Source organism: Niallia sp. Sow4_A1, assembly GCF_052116745.1.
In the GTDB taxonomy this organism is placed as follows: Bacteria; Bacillota; Bacilli; order Bacillales; family Cytobacillaceae; genus Niallia; species Niallia hominis.
Genome location: NZ_JBQKKM010000038.1, coordinates 37800 through 52256 on the forward strand (window position 1 = coordinate 37800; position 14457 = coordinate 52256).

The 14457-nt window shown below is 34.8% G+C and carries 12 protein-coding genes and 1 riboswitch; of the genes, 8 read left to right on the forward strand and 4 right to left on the reverse strand.

All coding sequences use genetic code 11. From position 1 onward, the window contains the following. Positions 1–94 precede the first annotated feature (94 nt). The 4 genes from trxA to ACTQ5K_RS18555 all read left to right on the forward strand — a co-directional run bounded on the left by trxA (position 95) and on the right by ACTQ5K_RS18555 (position 6429). Complete coding sequence (trxA, locus tag ACTQ5K_RS18540; protein ID WP_031534784.1) at positions 95–409, forward strand: thioredoxin; 315 nt, start codon at positions 95–97, stop codon at positions 407–409. 428 nt (positions 410–837) lie between these two features. Next, positions 838–2610 (forward strand): excinuclease ABC subunit UvrC, encoded by a 1773-nt coding sequence (gene uvrC, locus ACTQ5K_RS18545; RefSeq protein ID WP_031534782.1) that lies wholly within the window; start codon positions 838–840, stop codon positions 2608–2610. A 61-nt stretch (positions 2611–2671) separates the two neighbouring features. Next, positions 2672–2854, forward strand: a riboswitch (Lysine riboswitch). A 176-nt stretch (positions 2855–3030) separates the two neighbouring features. Further along, positions 3031–4260 carry an aspartate kinase gene (locus ACTQ5K_RS18550; RefSeq protein WP_031534780.1) on the forward strand — a complete coding sequence of 410 codons (1230 nt, stop codon included), beginning with the start codon at positions 3031–3033 and terminating at the stop codon, positions 4258–4260. Between the two features lie 156 nt (positions 4261–4416). Further along, positions 4417–6429: a methyl-accepting chemotaxis protein gene (locus ACTQ5K_RS18555; protein ID WP_441994193.1), complete on the forward strand. Its 2013-nt coding sequence runs from the start codon at positions 4417–4419 to the stop codon at positions 6427–6429. 61 nt (positions 6430–6490) lie between these two features. On the opposite strand, the gene ACTQ5K_RS18560 is transcribed toward ACTQ5K_RS18555, so the two are convergent. Further along, positions 6491–6955 carry a YslB family protein gene (locus ACTQ5K_RS18560; protein WP_031534776.1) on the reverse strand — a complete coding sequence of 155 codons (465 nt, stop codon included), beginning with the start codon at positions 6953–6955 and terminating at the stop codon, positions 6491–6493. Between the two features lie 668 nt (positions 6956–7623). Between ACTQ5K_RS18560 and ACTQ5K_RS18565 the strand changes: the two genes are divergently transcribed. The 3 genes from ACTQ5K_RS18565 to sdhB are packed head-to-tail and all read left to right on the forward strand — an operon-like array spanning position 7624 to position 10802. Beyond that, entirely contained in the window at positions 7624–8232 is a 609-nt protein-coding gene (locus ACTQ5K_RS18565) for a succinate dehydrogenase cytochrome b558 subunit (RefSeq protein WP_031534774.1), read from the forward strand. A gap of 46 nt (positions 8233–8278) precedes the next feature. Further along, a complete protein-coding gene (gene sdhA, locus ACTQ5K_RS18570) occupies positions 8279–10042 on the forward strand; it encodes a succinate dehydrogenase flavoprotein subunit (RefSeq protein WP_251629474.1) in 1764 nt (587 codons plus the stop codon). 1 nt (position 10043) lies between these two features. Next, positions 10044–10802, forward strand: a complete 759-nt coding sequence (sdhB, locus tag ACTQ5K_RS18575) for a succinate dehydrogenase iron-sulfur subunit (protein ID WP_031534770.1) — start codon at positions 10044–10046, stop codon at positions 10800–10802. A gap of 352 nt (positions 10803–11154) precedes the next feature. Here sdhB and ACTQ5K_RS18580 read toward each other — a convergent pair whose 3' ends face one another. Both ACTQ5K_RS18580 and ACTQ5K_RS18585 read right to left on the reverse strand, forming a co-directional pair. Beyond that, the gene (locus ACTQ5K_RS18580) at positions 11155–12294 is read right to left on the reverse strand and encodes a 7-cyano-7-deazaguanine synthase (RefSeq protein WP_251629475.1); all 1140 of its coding nucleotides are present in this window, start codon (positions 12292–12294) and stop codon (positions 11155–11157) included. Positions 12295–12340: 46 nt separating this feature from the next. After that, positions 12341–12619 carry a hypothetical protein gene (locus ACTQ5K_RS18585; RefSeq protein WP_284561258.1) on the reverse strand — a complete coding sequence of 93 codons (279 nt, stop codon included), beginning with the start codon at positions 12617–12619 and terminating at the stop codon, positions 12341–12343. 331 nt (positions 12620–12950) lie between these two features. Here ACTQ5K_RS18585 and gerE point away from each other — a divergent pair, with 331 nt between their 5' ends. Further along, on the forward strand, positions 12951–13175 hold the full coding sequence (gerE, locus tag ACTQ5K_RS18590; RefSeq protein ID WP_016201768.1) for a spore germination transcription factor GerE: 225 nt from the start codon (positions 12951–12953) through the stop codon (positions 13173–13175). 235 nt (positions 13176–13410) lie between these two features. Here the strand turns inward: gerE and ACTQ5K_RS18595 are convergent, their stop codons facing one another. Then, a complete protein-coding gene (locus ACTQ5K_RS18595; RefSeq protein WP_441994194.1) occupies positions 13411–14265 on the reverse strand; it encodes a hypothetical protein in 855 nt (284 codons plus the stop codon). Between the last annotated feature and the right edge of the window lie 192 nt (positions 14266–14457).

Sequence of the window (14457 nt, forward strand, 5' to 3'; positions counted from 1 at the left end):
AAAATGATATTTGAAACATATTATTAGTATCATTCTTGAAAGCATGGTATACTTTCGATATTGTTAGATTATCAAATAAGGAGGCAAATAATAAATGGCAATTACACATGCAACAGATCAAACTTTCCAAGAAGAAACAGGTTCAGGTGTAGTACTAGTAGATTTCTGGGCTCCATGGTGTGGACCTTGTAAAATGATTGCTCCCGTTCTAGAAGAACTAGATGGAGAAATCGGAGACAGTGTAAAAATCGTAAAAGTAGATGTAGATGAAAACCAAGGGTCAGCATCTAAATTTGGCGTAATGAGTATTCCAACATTACTAGTTCTTAAAGATGGTGAAGTTGTAGATAAAGTAGTAGGTTTCCAACCTAAAGAAGCTCTTTCAGAATTATTATCTAAACATGTTTAATAAAGAATTTAATCTTCTTTGAAGAGGAAATAACTGTAGACACACTCAGAAAATGAGGAAGTGTTTACAGTTTTTTTATTGGTGGAACGAAGGATGTATGTAGATATGTTTCTGTAAATGGTGGGTTCTGGGGAGGGATAAAGACCACGAGTAAGAGGAAAAGCAAGAAAAGAGGCGTTCATAGAAGGAATGAAAACCACAAATAATAGGAAAAACAAATAAGTGGCATTCATCGAGGAAATATCTCAACCAATAATTAATTTATTAAAAAGGCAAAACCCATCCAATCCGAATCCAAAAATAAAACCGTTCTCATAAAATATTTCCATCCTATACTTTTTCCTTGATGATTCGATGAAATTCTCTATAATTAGAGAAGATAGTATATATGTTCGTTTGTTTAGGTTTGCATGCTGGGAGGGAAAACATTGAACGATATCATTAAAAATAAATTAATGATCTTACCTGATCAGCCTGGTTGTTATTTAATGAAGGACCGACAAGGCACGATTATTTATGTTGGAAAAGCAAAAGTGCTGAAAAATCGGGTTCGTTCCTATTTTACAGGCTCTCACGATGGAAAGACATTAAGACTAGTCAATGAAATAGAAGATTTTGAATATATCATAACCTCTTCCAATATCGAAGCGCTTATTTTAGAAATAAATCTGATTAAAAAGCATGATCCAAAATACAATATTATGTTGAAGGATGATAAAAGCTATCCGTTTATCAAATTAACGGCAGAAAAACATCCAAGACTCATTACAACGCGAAATGTAAAGAAGGATAAAGGAAAGTATTTCGGTCCATATCCGAATGTACAAGCGGCTAATGAGACGAAGAAGCTTCTTGATCGAATCTATCCTTTACGGAAGTGTAATGTATTACCAGATAGAGTATGTTTATATTACCATTTGGGGCAATGTCTGGCTCCATGTGTGAATGAGGTTAGTGAGCAGGAATATAAGAAAATGACGGATGATATTACAAAATTCCTAAATGGTGGGTACAAAGAAATAAAAAAAGACTTGTCCGAAAAAATGATGGCAGCATCAGGAGAATTAGATTTTGAACGCGCGAAGGAATATCGCGATCAAATTGCCCATATTGAAGCAACAATGGAAAAGCAGAAAATGATGATGACGGATTTAGTGGACAGAGATATTTTTGGCTATTCCTATGACAAAGGTTGGATGTGTGTTCAAGTATTTTTTGTTCGGCAAGGGAAACTAATTGAACGAGATGTTAGTATGTTCCCTATTTATCAAGAGCCGGAAGAGGAAATGTTGACTTATCTAGGACAATTTTATGATAAAGCCAATCATTTTAAGCCAAAGGAAATTTATCTTCCAGACGATATACAAGGGGATATTGTTGAACAGTTATTAAAGGTAAAAGTAACAAAGCCACAAAGGGGACAAAAAAAGGAACTTGTTTTATTGGCAAATAAAAATGCGAAAAATGCCTTAAAAGAAAAGTTTGCCTTAATCGAAAGAGACGAAGAGCGGACAATAAAAGCGGTTGAAAACCTAGGGAAGCAAATCGGTATATATACTCCGCTCCGAATTGAAGCTTTTGATAATAGTAATATTCAAGGGACAAATCCTGTGTCTGCAATGATTGTATTTATCGATGGAAAACCGTCGAAACGAGAATACCGCAAATATAAAATTAAGACAGTAACAGGTCCAGATGACTACGAATCGATGCGTGAAGTAGTTCGTAGAAGGTATCAACGAGTTTTAAAAGAAGGATTGCCACTGCCAGACTTACTTTTAATTGATGGAGGCAAGGGACACTTAGAGGCAGTTAGAGAGGTTCTGCTAGACGAATTGAGCTTAGATATTCCAGTTGCGGGATTAGTGAAAGACGACAAGCACCGTACCTCACAGCTGCTATATGGAAATCCCTTAGAGATTATTCCACTGGAGCGAAATAGTCAGGAATTCTATTTATTGCAGAGAATCCAAGATGAAGTTCACCGTTTTGCGATTACGTTTCATCGTCAATTAAGAGGGAAAAATGCTTTTCAATCTATATTAGACGATATTCCTGGCATTGGGGAGAAACGTAGAAAATTATTGTTAAAGACTTTTGGTTCAGTCAAGAAAATGAAAGAAGCCTCGATGGAAGAGTTCTTAGAAATTGGAATACCAACAAATGTGGCGGAACAGCTACTTGCTAAATTACAAGAATAGAAAATAATGTTTGTTGGAATGAAAACATTATGCTATAATGATGGCAACTTATAACTTAATAAGTGAAGGTAGAGGTGCGAACTTCAATAGTAATAATTCGGAGAAGAATGAGCTTCAGAGAAGAATTATGAAAGGGATAGATCGCCGAAGTAAAGAAAGCTCTCATGGCTTTTTTTACTGGTTTTGCATTGAATAAATGTAAGATTGTCAAAACAAGGAACTGTTTTGGAGAGCTATCTCACTGTTTGTGCGAATTAATACTATTATTGGCCTGCACAGCAATGAGATATTTCTCATTGCTTTTTTTAATCCGTTTTTTCTGGAATTTAAAATTATTGGAAAAGAAAAGGAAATACATAAATAAAAAGCAATGAGAAAGAAAAAGAAACCTCTAAGATTACAAGAAGGTAGGGAATGACTTTGGGTTTAGTTGTACAAAAGTTCGGTGGAACATCAGTAGGTAGTGCTGAAAGAATACTACATGTAGCAGAAAGAGTAATGGAGGAAAAAAATCGAGGCAATGATGTAGTTGTTGTTGTTTCTGCAATGGGGAAAACAACAGATTCCCTTGTGACGCTAGCAAATGAAATAAATCCAAAGCCGTCCAAACGGGAAATGGATGTATTACTATCAACTGGAGAGCAGATTACAATTAGCCTTCTTAGCATGGCGTTACAGGCAAAAGGCGTTGACGCTATTTCTTATACTGGTTGGCAAGCAGGAATAGAAACAGAGGACGTTCATGGCAATGCTAGAATCTTAAACATGCAAACAGAAAAAGTTCAAAAGCAAATTCAAGATGGTAAAGTGGTTATTGTCGCAGGATTTCAAGGAGTTACAGAAGCTGGTGATATTACCACACTTGGTCGCGGTGGTTCTGATACAACAGCAGTTGCTATTGCAGCAGCGCTAAAAGCGGATAAATGTGACATTTATACAGACGTAACCGGTGTTTTCACAACAGATCCTCGGTTTGTTAAAAATGCTAGAAAGCTATTAGCTATTTCCTACGATGAAATGTTAGAATTAGCGAATTTAGGGGCAGGGGTTCTGCATCCAAGAGCGGTAGAATATGCAAAAAACTATCAGGTTCCATTAGTGGTCCGCTCCAGTATGGAACAAGAAGAAGGAACAATCATCGAGGAGGAAGTTTCAATGGAACAAAATTTAGTCGTACGTGGAGTTGCGTTTGAAGATAATATTACGAGTGTTACGGTATTTGGATTAAAAAATCCGTTAACAAGTCTTTCTACTATTTTCACAACACTTGCATCTCATCATATAAATGTAGATATTATTATCCAAAGTCTTACTAATGATCAGCTGACAAACCTATCATTTTCCATTAAAGATAGTGATTTAGAAGAAACCTTAAAAGTATTAGAAGAAAATAAGAGTGTACTAGGATATGATAAAGTTACTTCTGAACAAGGCTTAGCCAAGGTATCTATTGTTGGTTCTGGAATGATTTCCAATCCAGGTGTTGCAGCAGATATGTTTAAAGTATTATCAGCTGAAGAAATTGTTATTAAAATGGTGAGCACATCAGAAATTAAAGTTTCCACTGTTATCGAAAAAGAGAATATGGTTAAAGCAGTAGAAACATTGCATGATGCGTTTGAATTAAGTAAAATTCCAGTGAATGCATAAAAACAAAAAGCCGCTTCTTTCCAAAAGCTTGGATTAGGGAGCGGCTTTTTAGTTTGATTTTCAAAAATGGAAAATAGAAAATTTTGTTATGAAAACGCTTAATATATATGGTAAGATATAAAAAGAGGAATATTTTACTATAAAGGAGGTTCTGCTATGAAGAAAATGAGTTGGAATAGGGTAAAAAGAACTAAGGAGAAGAGCAAAACAAGATTTAAAATGAAGTTGAAAACCAAAATGATTATTTCTTTTGCACTAATATTAATTATTCCAAGTTTAATTATTAGCACGTTTTCATATATAAAAGCGAGAAATCAAATGGAAAATCAATTTTTAAATACTTCGTCTGAAAACGTAAAAATAGTCGACAATATTATTAGGAATACATTAGGCACCAGTATCTATCAAACGGTGATTTATTCGGAAAAAGTTAATTTTGATGAATCAGAAGAAAGTTATTCGACGGTAAAGACAGAATTTGATAAATACATGGAAATGAATCCAGAAATTGAGAGCGTTTTCTTTGGTTCTAAAGAAGGAACACTCATCCAATCTCCGAATAGTATTCAAGGAAAAGGCTATGATCCAAGGAAAGATGCATGGTACACAAACGGGATGGAGAAAGAGGGGGTTGTTTACGTTTCTAGTCCCTATACTTCGATTGCTACAGGCAGTTTAGTTGTGGCTGTTTCTAAACAGACGGAGGATAAAAAAGGTGTAGTAGGAATGGAAGTTAGCTTAGAGCGAATAAAAAGCTTGGTTTCAGATGTAAAAATAGGTGATAAAGGCTATATCATCATTTTAAATCAAGATAAAAAATATATTGTACATCCAAAGGAAGAAGCCGGTACAGCTGCTGAACAGACAGTGTTTAATCAAATGTTCGACAAAAATGAGGGAAGCATCGATCTAGCCGATGGAGAAAATAACTATATTCTGCAATATATAACGAATGAAACAGTAGGCTGGAAAATCACTGGTGTTGTAGATAAGTCAGAAATTAATGATATGACTTTTCCTATTTTGTATCAAACTGTTCTAGTAATTGTAGTGTCGTTATTAGTAAGCGGATTCTTTGTATTCTTGCTCATTAATTCCTTTATTAGACCATTAAATAACTTGAAGGAAACAGCAATAAAAATGAGTGAGGGGAACTTAACAGAGAAAGTAGACATTTATAGAGAGGATGAAATAGGCCAAGTAGCTCACGCGTTTAAAAATATGGCAAAAAATCTACATAGTATCATTAAAGATGTAAACGAAAAATCGGAACATATTGCCGCTTCGTCTGAGCAATTGCTTGCAAGCTCTGATCAAACAGCATCTGCATCTGAATATGTAGCTGGAGCATTGGAGGAAGTTTCAAGTAAGGCCGAAATACAGAAGGATAATTTAATGGAAAATTCTAATGCATTAAAGGAAATAGAGAATCATGTTAATAAAGTTGCCGAAAATGCAAAAATTGTTTCCACATTGACAAATGAGACAGTCATTCAGGCACAAGAAGGAGAGAATACGGTAAACAATACGCTGAGCCAGATGAATGAAATATATCATTCCGTTGAAGCATCGAATCAGCAAATTCATTCCTTACAAGAACACTCGCAAAGAATAGAATCTATTGTAGAGACTATTAGTGGAATAGCTAACCAAACAAATTTGCTTGCCTTAAATGCAGCAATAGAAGCTGCAAGAGCAGGTGAGCATGGAAAAGGATTTGCCGTAGTTGCGACAGAAGTTGGAAAACTTGCCAAGCAGTCAGAACAATCTGCGCAAGAAATTGCCGATATTATTACTAACATCTTGACGAATACAAAAACAACTGTTGACGGGATGGAAACAGTTACAAAAAGTGTTCAAAAGGGAATACTGGCATCCGAGCAAACTTTTGAAGCCTTTAGTGGCATTATTCATCGTGTAAAAAACATTTCACCACAGATGACGGAAGTTGCTAATCTGTCTAATCAAATAGCAGAGCAAGTACAAATGGTAAGTATATCAGCAAATGAATTATTAACCATTTCAAGCGAGAATGCAGCTTATTCTGAGGAAATGGCAAGCTCAACCGAAGAACAATTAGCTGCAATGCAAGAAATAAAAGCAGCAGCCAGCTCATTATCAGATGTAGCAGTCGAACTCCAAGAAAAAATAAATGCATTCACCATTTAAAAAACTCCATATGACGTAAGGAGCTGATAGAAAATTCCTTACGTCATACGGAGTCATCTCATTATTCCACTACTGAATCTTTACTATCCCATCGAACAGTAATGGTAACTTTATGATTTTTTCTTTTTGGGTCTTCAAAGGCTTCAGTAATAACATTTTTTGTCTGCTCATATTGCTGAGCTAAATATCCTGCTTCTAGTTGAAATGTGCATTTCCCTTTTTCCTTTAATCTTTTTTCAATGAGTTCGCTGGATAAATGATAGGTAATTTCATTTTTGGTTTGTTTCACGACTTCTAAATTACCCCATCCGACTTTTTGAAAAAAAGCATAAGCTTCTTCTATTGCCTGTAAAGGAAATAAGCGAGCAATACGTTTACCTGCCCAATATAAAAGATCAGGGGTTTCACGGCCTAATAATTCTGGGATAAGTATTTCTCGAATTAATTCATATCCATATGCGGGAACAGTAAGCGGATCAGCAGCTTCCACCTGTTTTTTTTCTTCTACGGATGTTAAATTACTCAATATGCTCTCCTCTTTCTACCATTCTATTATATTCACTTACTTAGAAGAAGTAATCTCCTTAAAAAGTCATCATATTAAGTCATGAAGGATTATTCCATACAATAATTAATGATGTAAAAAAGTATGGATTCCAATAAAATAGAATAAAATATATTGTCTAAATAGTATACTGTATAAACGAAAAAAAATCATAAGAAAAGAGAATGATTTTTTAATTTAGCAATGCCAAACACTCTTGAAAGCTCATTTAGTAGGTTATAACTTTTTCATAAAAGTTGCGAACAGCAGGGAATCAAATTCCTGTAAGAAAGGAGGAAAGGGGAGAAAAAACAGGCTAAACAAGAAGTTGCAGTCCCCAAACCAATATCAAAATATTAGGTTGCCTTAATCAAAATTTGTATTAAAAATATTTTCTAAATGGCTTTGTTGTTGATTCTATTATTTGATTTGCATATTAAATTTATTCGAATAATAGAAAGGAGGAAATTTTTACTTTTTTTCACATATAGATAGAAAAAAAGCGAAAGAAAATTTATTTAATGTATCCGTTTTCTTGACCGCAATTTTTTTTAAGAGTACAATTAAATTGTCACTAAATTGTAAGAATTTTTGGGTATGTTATCGCTTTATGGGCAAAGGGAGTATGTCATCAATTAGGGGGGAATTTTATGGCAGCAAATCGAGAGTTTTTATTCAGAAGGCTTCACTCTTTATTAGGGGTAATTCCCGTAGGGGTATTTTTAATCCAACATTTAGTTGTCAATCATTTTGCAACTAACGGTCCAGAATCTTTTAATAAGGCAGCTGGATTTATGGAGCATTTGCCTTTTCGGTATTTTCTTGAAATTTTTGTAATATTTTTACCGATATTGTATCATGCAATTTATGGAATCTATATTGCGTTTACAGCCAAAAATAATACAAAAAATTATGGATACTTTCGAAATTGGATGTTCTATATCCAAAGGGTGACAGGGATTATCACATTAATATTTATCGTTTGGCATGTATGGGAAACAAGAGTGGCTGCACAATTAGGGCAAGAAGTAAATTATGAGATGATGAGTGAAAATTTAGCTAATCCATGGATGTTAGTATTCTATTTAGTAGGAGTTATCTCAACAATTTTCCACTTCTCTAATGGATTATGGTCCTTCTGTGTTAGTTGGGGTATTACGGTTTCTCCTAAATCGCAACGAATTAATACATATGTAACACTAGGAATTTTTGTTGCATTAACAATTGTAGGTGTACGAGCAATTTTTGCATTTGTTTAATAATAGTAGATTAATAGAGCAATAGATGAGGGAGTGAACGTTTGTTATGAAGAAAGGGAAAGTTATCATCGTTGGCGGTGGCTTGGCAGGATTAATGGCAGCAATCAAAGTAGCAGAAACAGGGACTCCTTTAGAACTGTTTTCCCTTGTGCCTGTAAAAAGATCACATTCCGTTTGTGCTCAAGGTGGAATAAATGGAGCGGTAAATACGAAGGGGGAAGGAGATTCTCCTTGGGAACATTTTGACGATACAGTGTACGGTGGGGACTTCTTAGCAAACCAACCGCCAGTTAAAGCAATGGCTGAAGCTGCGCCAGGAATTATCCATTTGATGGATAGAATGGGTGTTATGTTTAACCGGACACCAGAAGGATTACTTGACTTCCGTCGTTTTGGAGGAACTCAATATCATCGAACAGCCTTTGCCGGAGCAACAACTGGACAACAGTTACTTTATGCATTAGATGAACAAGTAAGACGTTATGAAGTCGATGGGCTTGTGGTAAAGTATGAAGGTTGGGAATTCCTTGGAATTATCACAGATGATGAAGGGGTATGCAGAGGAATTAAAGCCCAAGATTTAAAGACAATGGAGATTAAATCCTTCCCTGCAGATGCTGTTATTATGGCAACAGGAGGTCCTGGAATTATTTTCGGAAAATCTACGAACTCCATTATCAATACTGGTTCAGCAGCATCTGTTGTTTATCAGCAAGGAGCTTATTATGCAAATGGTGAATTTATCCAAATTCATCCAACTGCAATTCCAGGTGATGATAAACTCCGTTTAATGAGTGAATCAGCTCGTGGGGAAGGCGGCCGTATCTGGACGTATAAAGATGGGAAACCATGGTATTTCTTAGAAGAGAAGTATCCAGCTTATGGAAACCTTGTGCCAAGGGATATCGCAACCCGCGAAATTTTCCATGTTTGTGTCGATCAAAAGCTCGGCATCAATGGGGAAAACATGGTGTATTTAGATCTATCTCATAAAAATCCAAAAGAGCTTGATATTAAGCTAGGCGGCATTATCGAGATTTACGAAAAATTCACTGGCGAAGATCCACGTAAGCTTCCGATGAAAATTTTCCCTGCAGTTCATTACTCCATGGGTGGATTATGGGTGGATTATGATCAAATGACGAATATCCCAGGCCTATTTGCTGCAGGAGAATGTGATTATTCTCAGCATGGAGCCAACCGTTTGGGAGCAAATAGCTTACTTTCGGCAATTTATGGCGGCATGGTAGTAGGTCCAAATGCGGTTAAATATATCAGTGGATTAAGCAAAAGCGCAGAAGATTTATCATCTGCTCTATATGATTCAGCTATGAAACAAGAAGAATCCAAATGGCAGGATATCATGAAAATGGATGGAACAGAAAATGCCTATGTTCTTCATAAGGAATTAGGAGAATGGATGACTGACAATGTGACAGTTGTTCGTTACAACGATAAGTTGCTTGCAACAGATGATAAGATTCAAGAGCTATTAGAGCGTTATAAAAATGTTAATATTAATGACACGGCAAAATGGTCGAATCAAGGAGGCGTATTTACTCGTCAATTAGAGAATATGCTTCAGCTAGCACGTGTGATTACCCTTGGTGCATACAACCGAAATGAGAGCCGTGGAGCACATTATAAGCCGGAATTCCCGGAAAGAAATGATGAAGATTTCTTAAAAACAACAATGGCTAAATTTGTTGGTGGAAACAAGGCGCCAGATTTCCATTATCAAGAAGTGGATACCTCCTTAATCAAACCGAGAAAAAGAGATTATTCAAAGCAAAAAGAGGGAGTGAAATAAAATGGGGGAGCAAAAAACAGTAACGTTACAAATTGAAAGACAAGATGACCCTAATTCACCATCTTATGTAGAAGAATTTACTTTGCCGTATCGTCCTAATATGAATATAATTTCTGCATTAATGGAGATTCGCAGAAATCCTGTCACAAGCGACGGGAAAAAAACATCTCCAGTAGCTTGGGATATGAACTGTTTAGAAGAAGTTTGCGGAGCTTGTTCAATGGTTATTAATGGAAAACCACGCCAATCCTGTACGGCGCTAATTGATCAATTGGAACAGCCGGTTCGTTTAGAACCAATGAGAACATTCCCAGTCGTCCGTGATCTTCAAGTGGATCGCAGCCGAATGTTTGATAGCTTGAAGAAAGTAAAAGCATGGATCCCGATTGATGGTACGTATGATCTTGGACCAGGCCCAAGAATGCCAGAAAAAAAACGACAATGGGCATATGAGTTATCGAAATGTATGACTTGCGGAGTTTGCTTAGAGGCATGTCCAAACGTAAATAGCAAATCAGATTTCATTGGACCAGCGCCACTTTCTCAAGTTCGTCTTTTCAATTCTCATCCAACTGGAGAAATGAATAAAGAAGAGAGATTGCAAGAAATTATGGGAGATGGTGGACTAGCTAATTGTGGTAACTCACAAAACTGTGTGCAGTCTTGTCCAAAAGGAATTCCATTGACTACATCGATTGCAGCATTAAACCGTGAAGCAACTTTTCAAGCGTTTAAGGATTTCTTTGGTAGTGATCATTAATCAAAGAGGCTGGGACAAAAGTATTTCAACCAACAACAAACACGAACTTTAATGTAATTAGATTGCATTATAGTTCGTGTTTGTTTTTTAGAAAAAGGTTTAAAAACGAAGTGGAATGGAGCGGAGGACGCTCGACTCCTGCGGGAAATAGAGGAAAGGCTGAGACCCCGCAGCGCAGCGAGGAGGCTTAGCTTCCTCCCCGGCGCATCGAGCGTCTGTAGCGCAATGGAACGACTTAGTTTTTACACTTATCTAGATTTAAAAACATAGATAAAGTAGCTTTATTTAAGAGTTAAATTAAAGATTGTTCGTCTTTAAAGATTAGTTATTTAGTTTTGTCCCAGCCTCTTCTTTACGTTTGATACTTTGTCATATATTGATAATAAGCATTGGCAAATTCCTTTGCTATATATTGTTCTTCTAAAGATAGCGTAGGTAATTTGTTTTCCAAATAAGAGCAGATACTTTCCATTTGTTGAATACTTTCCAAAAAAATTGTCCGATCTCCGTCGTTTTCTATATCTGATATTTTTTGCTCATAATCATAGTGATAGAACGTATCATACACTTCGCTATTGCATGAGGATAAAGCTATTTTTCTTTGCAGGCAAGAAAGACATATTCCACACGGAAGAATAGCTCCATTTCTACTCATTCGTACACAGCTTATCGTGTTCTTAATTTGGATTTTATACTCTTTAGGCAAATCAAGCATGAGAGACTGAACAGATTTCAAAAGTATAGGAGTTTGAATTTGCAAATGAAGATCCAAACCAGCATAAATATCATTTAAATGTTTAAATGTATTCGGATGCATTGATTTTTTCCATATATTAAAACCATTTGAAGGATCTGGATTCATTTTACTCAGTTGATAAACATATACATACTTCCCACCGTTGAAAAATGTTTTTACAGCAGCAATCGAAACGAGTAGACAGAGGCTAACTGATGATTGTTGCTTTCTAATTTTCTTGGAAATCGCTGAATTTAAGGTAATAATCTCAGTAGAATCTGTTCCTTTACTCCTCAGGAAGGAGGCTAGTTTCCCTTGCTTTGATTTTTCATTTTCCTTATTTACTAGTCTAATATAATCGGAGGCAGTAGAAGACTTTGCATTTTGCGCAACACCAATGATGGAATCTAAATCATCTAAAAACAAGGTTACATCATGCTGATTAGGCAGTAAAAACGAAGGTGAAAGAAGATCAGTATCGATTGGTTGGAATTGAAGATGAAGAGGTTCATCCAATATCCAAGCTATTAGTTTTTCTAGTAGTGGTCTGTTTTCTTCCCAAAGGATTGCATGGAATACTGGAATAATTAATTTATTATCCTTCTTTGCTTTTTTTGATTGGTGTTCAAAATAAAATAAGGCTCCCATTATGGTAACGAAGTCAATACAACTAGTACCTTCTCCTTCATAATCAAAATATGTATCCTGAAGTAGCTCCTGATGTAATTTAGTCAAGAATTCAATGTTTAAATCCATTATTATCACCAAAACTTAGAGATTTACAAGTGCAATTTTCTTTCCATTATACCATTAATTTTTTAGGAAGTTTATTATGACTCCTTTTCCTCGGAATGTTTGGCCATAATGCTGGAGATTGCATCTCCATTAAGCTTATTGAAAGAATGCTGATAAACCCTTTTATTTTCAGATTATACATATAAGTATAAGCAACATCTTTTTCATCATGGAAAATGACAATCGCATGAAATCCAAACATGGCGTAGTGAACCTCGATTTTTTTTATAGCCTTTTGCTTGTAATGTCTTATATTGTAAAGATGATTTTCAACAGCTCTTTTCACTTGTTCCTTATTATTGGAAAAACTGTTTGTAGCCTAGATGGAAGCACTTAGAATAAAAATGACTATAACGGAAATTACGAACTGATATGCTTTTTTCATTCATTGCCTCCTTGGTTTAAATACGGAAATATATACTAATTATACAATGGAATTCTTTTCTAAATACATAATAAAAAGATGGAATGGAAAAGAAAAAATTAAAAAGGCAAAAACCTTTCCCAATTTCCATAAATCCAGTCACTCCAAGGTGTCATTTTACATAATATATTCAGACTATAACTATACCCATCCCAAAGTTCATAGCTGGCAAAGGCAAGGAGGGTTACACTACTTGAAGGAGAATGAATTTACTCACAAGCCATTATTAACCAAAAGAGAAAGAGAAGTATTTGAACTGCTAGTCCAAGACAAAACGACTAAGGAAATCGCCAGTGATTTATTCATAAGCGAAAAAACAGTTCGAAATCATATTTCTAATGCTATGCAGAAGCTGGGCGTGAAGGGGCGTTCACAGGCTGTTGTAGAGCTTCTAAGAATGGGAGAATTAGAGCTTTAATGTAGAAAGGTGACTCGCTAAATAGACAAAACCAAACGTAATCTTTCCTTTAAAATTAAAAGAAAAGATTGGGGATGTCTTATTTGGGTCACCTTTCGAATTAGTATAAGAATGATTCAATGATTTAGTAAATATCTTAAAAAGAAAAGTAAGTCTAAATTCAAACAATGCATAATCAAACATCTGCACCTCTTGGTAAGATACTAAATGTATCATCTAGGAAGTGCTTTTTTATCTATTTTTCTTTATTTAACATTCCGTTTTCTTGTAAAATTTCCACTAGCTCGGAATAAGGGACAGTTGAAGCATAGATGGCTTGATTTAGTGGCATGAACATTTCTTTGTTATCTATACTGTATACTAGTTTTGGTCTAATAACGGCATTACCTTTAGTTTGGTTAATATTTAGATTTATAGTAAATCTGTTCTCTTTCATTTTGTATAAAACATCCTGTGAAATTCCAGTTACTATATTTATTCTAGGATTATTTATTTCTATATCTTTAATTAGGATACTTGAGTCGCTTATATTATGAAGGTTAGTTGAATATTCAAAATTATTGTTATAATTATCTGTCCAATTCTCTAACAAAGTCCCACCCTTAATTTCAAGAAAACTATTGTTTAGTTGTTCTTCTTGTATTTCAAAGTTCCACTTTCCTAAAGTTTGGTTATATTCATTTTCTTCTGTAGTAATTGTTAATCTTAAATCATCTAAATTATGTTGACCCTCTTTTTCAGGAATTAGAGTAATATCAAGAATATATTGGTCAAAGTCTTTGAATTTATTTTTAGGGGTTAGCTCTAAATCTTTTACTTCTCCAATATGAAAGTTTTCTAATTTAATATTAGAGGATTTTAGCTCTGAATCAAAATCATATACGGGAATCTGGATTTTTACTTCCTCATTTTTATTTGCAAAGATATAGCTATCCCAAAAAGAATAAATAAGTATACCTTTTACGGATGAGAAGTTAAAGTCTTCTTCTTCACTTTGGTTAGCTTTGGAATTGCTAATTTTTAAAAAAACTAAAGAAAAAGTGCATAAAATTAATAATGAAATAATTAAATATAGGATTTTTTTATTCATATTTACCTCCTAATTTTTTTCAGGGGATAGCTGTTTTATATTTATTTATATTATTTCACTAGTGTTGCATTAATTTAATTTCACTATTAAAAATACTCGAAATGTTCACTTTTATTATTTTATGCATAGAAAAAGTCCTTTATAATGGATAAGTCAGGTGGTAACCCGTCCAAATCCACTAAAAAAGGACCA